This window comes from Hydrogenophaga sp., from assembly GCF_028698005.1.
GTDB lineage: Bacteria > Pseudomonadota > Gammaproteobacteria > Burkholderiales > Burkholderiaceae_C > Hydrogenophaga.
The window spans coordinates 1-3,154 of record NZ_JAQVEJ010000238.1; the positions used below are offsets into that span (position 1 = coordinate 1).

The window sequence follows — 3,154 nt, forward strand, 5'->3', positions numbered from 1 at the left end:
GGAAGACCGGATCCATGTCCTGCCAACAGGTGCCGACGGCGCCGGCGTTGAAACCCTATCCCCGATCAGTTCAGGTGGGGGAGTTTGAGGTGGCCATAAGTGGGGGAGTTTGGGTGGCCATCAGGGCGTATTTTTGCAGGATGTCTTCGGGAACCCCATACTTTCCCAGCGATTGCGCGGGATCAAGCGCGGGGTTGATGAGCACGGTATCGGAGCCGAATGCGTGCCCCAGTTTGTTGGCATACCAGGCGCCAAGGGAAGTGCCGACGAAGAAGAGCTCCACGTGCTCGGCACCGAAATATTCGATGCACCAGTCTTCGATGGCCTGGTCAAGTCGGGGAAGGGATACCGATGGGTCCAGATCAATGTCATGGGCGATCACCTCGAACCCCATGGCCTCGATGCGCCGGACCTTGTCGGAATGGGATGACGAGCCATACCCGTGGCAATAGACGACGACTTTTTTCATGATGGAAGGTGCTTGTTCACTGGATTGATGCCAGCCATTCATCGAACGCCCGTTGGAAGAATGGTCGGGGCATGGGTTCAGCCGCTTGTCCGGTGTTGCACCTGTTGAAGAAACTGCGGGTAGCTCAGCAGGTGTTCCGGTGGCGTGCGGCGCCGGGTTTTTTCCAACAGCAGGGCATGCAGCCATGGCAGGGTGTTGGCGGGGTCGGGTTCGTGGGGGCGGGGCATTGCCGGCTGGTGGACGCCGCTCGCGGGTTCGCCATCACTGTCTTCGACGGCGGGCTCGTCCAGGCTGATCACGGGCATGCCTGCGCGGCATGCGGGCTCGCTGTCGAAGGCATTGGGGTCCAACTGCTTCGGTGCGGTCTGCATGAAGGCGGCGTGGCTCCATCCGAGATCGTCGGTAGACAGGTCGGGCAATGTGTGGTGGAACAGCATCTCGTGCAGGGCAGGCATGTCGTGTCGATTCGACAGGTGTTCCAGACCCTGGTCGAGTTTGGCGACCAGGGCATTCAACCCCGCTTCTCCCCATCGGTTTTGCAGGCAGTCATCCCAGAACCATTCGTCAAACACCTGGCACACCGCATCGCGCAGGGTTGCACCGCCGTCCAGCAGGCGGGCGATGTGCGGCGCTTCGGACGCGTATTCGTCTTCCATGTCGAGGTTGAGGCGGCAGCACGTGCCCATGGGGTCGAGGTCGTGCAGCATGTGCGCAAGGCGTCCGGTGAGGGTGTACAGCGAGGCGCTCTTTTCAAAGGGCGGCGTTTTCTTGCTGGCTTCGGTGGTGTCGTGGTGCTTGCTGCGGTTGTTGTTGAGAGTCAGGCGTGGTGGGCACCCGTTTGCGACCCTTTATCGTTGTACGTGTAGATGACACGGCCGCGCCGGATGCTGACCGAATGGCTGGTGTAGCCCATCAGGCCATCGTCGGGGCCGTTGCCGGCATGTTGGGCGAAGATTTGCTGGTTTTTCTCGTTGTACACATAGACAATCGAACCGCGCTGGATGGCGTTGGCAATGGGCATGGCTGGGTTCCTTTCTTTGAATGGTGGAGGTTTGGGCGAGGCTGTCGGGGACGCTGATCGATCACGGGCATGGTATTCGGTATGACGACAAAATACGTCGCGCTCGTGGTGGTGGGGGGCGTGATACTGGGCGATCTGCGAAATCCGTAGGGCCTGGTGGCAGGGTACGGTTGGGATTCGACGTTCTCAGTTGATGCGCATAGAATGCGCATAAAGGAGTCGCCATGCCTGTCCATCTTTCCGCGCCTGTTGGCCGCAAGCGCCCGGTCAACCTGACCTTGTCTGAAGATGTGGTGGCGTCGGCCAAACGCTACAGCCACAACCTTTCCGCCACAGTGGAAGCCCTGCTGAACAGCTATGTGCAGCAGCAGGAGCGCGAGCGCCATGAGAGGCAGCAAGCCGCTCGGGCCAGCGCCAGTGAATGGAATGCGGTGCATGAGGCGGTCGGCTCCTTCGCCGACGAGCACAGCACGCTTTGATAGGGCCGCATGGCGCAGTTCGATGTTCACCGCAACAGGGGGCCGCTCAAGGAGAGCATTCCGTTCGTCGTGCTGGTGCAGTCTTCTCTGTACGACGGTTATCGGCGCCGCGTGGTGGTGCCTTTGGTGCGCCGCAGCCTTTTGCCGCGCCAGGCGGCATCGGCCGGCACGCGGCTGAACCCGGTATTCGAGGTCGAGGGCATGGCGGTGGTGCTGCACCCGCTGGATATGGTGTCGGTGGCTTCGGATCAACTGGGTGAATACGTCGCCAGCCTGGCCGACCATGGCCAGGACATCACCGACGCGCTGGACGAGTTGTTGACCCGATCCTGGGGCTGATTCAGTTGCCCGCCGCCAGCGCCCGCCCAATCCGCTGGCGCTTGACCGTTGGCCGGGGCACCGGGCAGGGCAGGTGCTCGAACCAGCGGCGCACGTCGTCCTCCACGCACAGGCCGTGCATGTAGTTGTAGATCGCCTTGCGCAGGCCCTGGCCCAGCAGGTCGTGGTCCACGCCGGGGGGCATGGGGGTGGGATCGACGAAGCCGATGTCGTTCTTCGCGAAGCGCGCGTCTTTGGGCAGCGGGATCAGCTCGATGCCGTATTCGGCCGGGTTCTGCCCCACGGGCGAATGCACGGTGCAGCTGAAGCGGTGGAAGAAGCCGCTCTGGATGCAACTGTTCTCGAACAGCTGGCGCACGTACTCCAGCGCGTCCACGGTGTCCTGCAGCGTCTGGGTCGGGAAACCGTACATCAGGTAGGCGTGCACCAGGATGCCGGCGTCGGTGAAGCCGCGCGTCACGCGTGCGACCTGTTCCACCGAGACGCCCTTTTTCATCAGCGCCAGCAGACGGTCGCTCGCCACTTCCAGACCGCCACTCATGGCGATGCAGCCGCTGTGCGCCAGCAGCTCCGCCAGTTCGGGCGTGAAGGTCTTTTCGAAGCGGATGTTGCCCCACCAGCTGATGGTCAGCCCGCGCCGCAGCAGTTCCTCGGCCAGTGCCTTGAGCGCCTTGGGCGGGGCGGCCTCGTCCACGAAGTGGAAGCCCGTCTGACCGGTTTCCTCGACGATGCGCTCGATGCGGTCGACCAGCGTGCGAGCCGAGGCCGTCTCGTAGCGGCCGATGTAGTCCAGGCCCACATCGCAGAAGCTGCACTTTTTCCAGTAGCAGCCGTGGGCAATGGTCA

The 3,154-nt window shown here is 62.6% G+C and carries 6 protein-coding genes; 2 read left to right on the forward strand and 4 right to left on the reverse strand.

Going from position 1 to position 3,154, the window contains the following annotated elements; genetic code table 11:
• Positions 1–70 precede the first annotated feature (70 nt).
• The 3 genes from PHQ87_RS15325 to PHQ87_RS15335 form a co-directional block, all read right to left on the reverse strand.
• Positions 71–469 (reverse strand): YqiA/YcfP family alpha/beta fold hydrolase, encoded by a 399-nt coding sequence (locus PHQ87_RS15325; RefSeq protein ID WP_300236267.1) that lies wholly within the window; start codon positions 467–469, stop codon positions 71–73.
• A 77-nt stretch (positions 470–546) separates the two neighbouring features.
• Complete coding sequence (locus tag PHQ87_RS15330) at positions 547–1,176, reverse strand: hypothetical protein (RefSeq protein WP_300236270.1); 630 nt, start codon at positions 1,174–1,176, stop codon at positions 547–549.
• Between the two features lie 110 nt (positions 1,177–1,286).
• A complete protein-coding gene (locus tag PHQ87_RS15335) occupies positions 1,287–1,490 on the reverse strand; it encodes a hypothetical protein (RefSeq protein WP_300236273.1) in 204 nt (67 codons plus the stop codon).
• A gap of 224 nt (positions 1,491–1,714) precedes the next feature.
• On the opposite strand from PHQ87_RS15335, the gene PHQ87_RS15340 reads away from it, so the two are divergent.
• Both PHQ87_RS15340 and PHQ87_RS15345 read left to right on the forward strand, forming a co-directional pair.
• Positions 1,715–1,969 carry a type II toxin-antitoxin system CcdA family antitoxin gene (locus PHQ87_RS15340; RefSeq protein WP_300236276.1) on the forward strand — a complete coding sequence of 85 codons (255 nt, stop codon included), beginning with the start codon at positions 1,715–1,717 and terminating at the stop codon, positions 1,967–1,969.
• Positions 1,970–1,978: 9 nt separating this feature from the next.
• Positions 1,979–2,308, forward strand: coding sequence for a CcdB family protein (locus PHQ87_RS15345; protein WP_300236279.1), 330 nt, complete (start codon positions 1,979–1,981; stop codon positions 2,306–2,308).
• 1 nt (position 2,309) lies between these two features.
• On the opposite strand, the gene PHQ87_RS15350 is transcribed toward PHQ87_RS15345, so the two are convergent.
• On the reverse strand, positions 2,310–3,154 hold an 845-nt coding region (locus tag PHQ87_RS15350; protein ID WP_300236280.1), incomplete at its 5' end, for a radical SAM protein.